2 protein-coding genes are annotated in these 1679 nt (G+C 71.7%); both read left to right on the top strand.

What is annotated here, in order from left to right; translation table 11 throughout:
- Positions 1–209 precede the first annotated feature (209 nt).
- Positions 210–563, top strand: a complete 354-nt coding sequence (locus A7A76_RS24625; protein ID WP_206413792.1) for a hypothetical protein — start codon at positions 210–212, stop codon at positions 561–563.
- Complete coding sequence (locus A7A76_RS24620) at positions 560–1669, top strand: acyltransferase family protein (protein ID WP_206413791.1); 1110 nt, start codon at positions 560–562, stop codon at positions 1667–1669. Before A7A76_RS24625 ends, A7A76_RS24620 begins: the two co-directional genes overlap by 4 nt.
- Positions 1670–1679 lie beyond the last annotated feature (10 nt).

Below are 1679 nucleotides of genomic sequence, written 5' to 3'. Positions count from 1 at the left end.
TGGCCCGGCGGCAGGCCGCCGTGGCCGGGCGGCGCGTCGATGCCGCCGGGCAGGTTCAGGCCGGGCGGCTGCGGGCCGCCGGGCAGGCCGGGCTTGGAGCCGCCCAGGCCCGGCAGCAGGCCGCTCAGGGGATTGCTGAAGTTGATGCCCGACATGGCCGCACCGCCCAACCCATCGCCTGCCGTTCGCCGGCGCCGGGTTCGACGGTAATGCGCGCGGCGCGGCGCGGCATCCTCGGGCTGGCCCTAGGTGCGCGACGACTGCGCGCGACGGCGTCGCGCGCGCGCATCGCCGCATCGCGTTCGGCTACGAACGGCCGTCTTCGCGCGCGCTCGCACAAGTATTTCTTGCACTCGCCGAAAGCCGCGTTTGCAGCGCGCGACGCCTGCGCGCAGTTCGCTGCGCAAACGTGGCAAGGCGAGCGCGTCGCGCGCGCACATCGGCTTGTTGCGCATGCGACGCGAGCGCAGAATGTGCCTGCGTTCGCCACGCACGATGCAATGTCGGGCGACGGACGCGGCACCGACCTCCGCAACGTCCCCAACCTCCTGGAATCAAGATGAGCCGACTGCCCGGCCTCGATCTGCTGCGCGCGATCGCGATCGTTTGGGTGATGTTCTTCCACGCCCAGGGCGCCGGCCTGGGTTCGCCGTGGTCGCCTGTGTCGCAGTTCGGCTGGATGGGCGTGGACTTGTTCTTCGCCTTGAGCGGCTACCTGATCGGCTGGCAGGTGCTGCGTCCGCTGAGCCAGGGCCGGCGCCTGGATTTGCGCGATTTCTACCTGCGCCGCGCGCTGCGCGTGCTGCCGGCGTTCTGGACGGTGCTGGCGCTGTACCTGCTGTGGCCGGCGTTCCGCGAGCGGCCGGGGCTGGAATCGGGCTGGCAGTTCTTCACCTTCACCTTGAACCTGTTGATCGACTACGAACACAACAAGGCGTTCTCGCACGCGTGGTCGCTGTGCGTGGAAGAACATTTCTATCTGCTGTTCCCGTGGCTGGCGATCGCGCTGACGCGGCGGCCGGCGCTGTGGAAAGGCGCGGTCGCGGTGGCGGCGCTGGTGCTGGCCGGCATCGTCTTGCGCGCGTGGGTGTGGAATGCATTGGACGACAACGCCAACCATTGGGTCGAACGCATCTACTACCCGACCTGGATGCGCCTGGACGGCTTGCTGTTCGGCGTGACGCTGGCGGCGGTGCGCGCGTACCGGCCGCAGTGGTGGGACGCGATGATGCGGCGTTCGGGCGGGCTGGCGTTGGCCGGCGTGGCGCTGCTGGCCGCGGCGATCGCGTTGTCGCAGCAGCGCCTGGGCTTCGCCGCCTCGGTGTACGGCTTGCCGGTGCTGTCGCTGGCGATGGCGCTGCTGGTCGCCGCCGGCGCGTCCGAGCGGCGCTGGACCGGGCGCCTGCGCGTGCCCGGCGCGGGCTGGCTGGCGGCGGCGTCGTTCAGCCTGTACCTGTCGCACAAGGGCGCGTTCGCGCTGATGGCGGGCGTTTGCGGCGAGTCCTTGGAAACGCGGCCGCTGCTGGCGTTCTGCGCGTATGCCGGCGCCGCGCTGGCGGCCGGGGCGATCCTGCACTACGCGGTCGAGCGGCCGTTCCTGCGCTGGCGCGAGCGCCTGATCCGGCGGCGCGCACCGGTGCCCGCGGGCGCCGACGCCGCGGCCGCCTGAGCCTCAGCCG

Origin of the sequence: Lysobacter enzymogenes (genome assembly GCF_017168095.1) — a bacterium.
GTDB lineage: Bacteria > Pseudomonadota > Gammaproteobacteria > Xanthomonadales > Xanthomonadaceae > Lysobacter > Lysobacter enzymogenes_D.
This window is presented reverse-complemented; position numbering and strand designations above follow the sequence as displayed.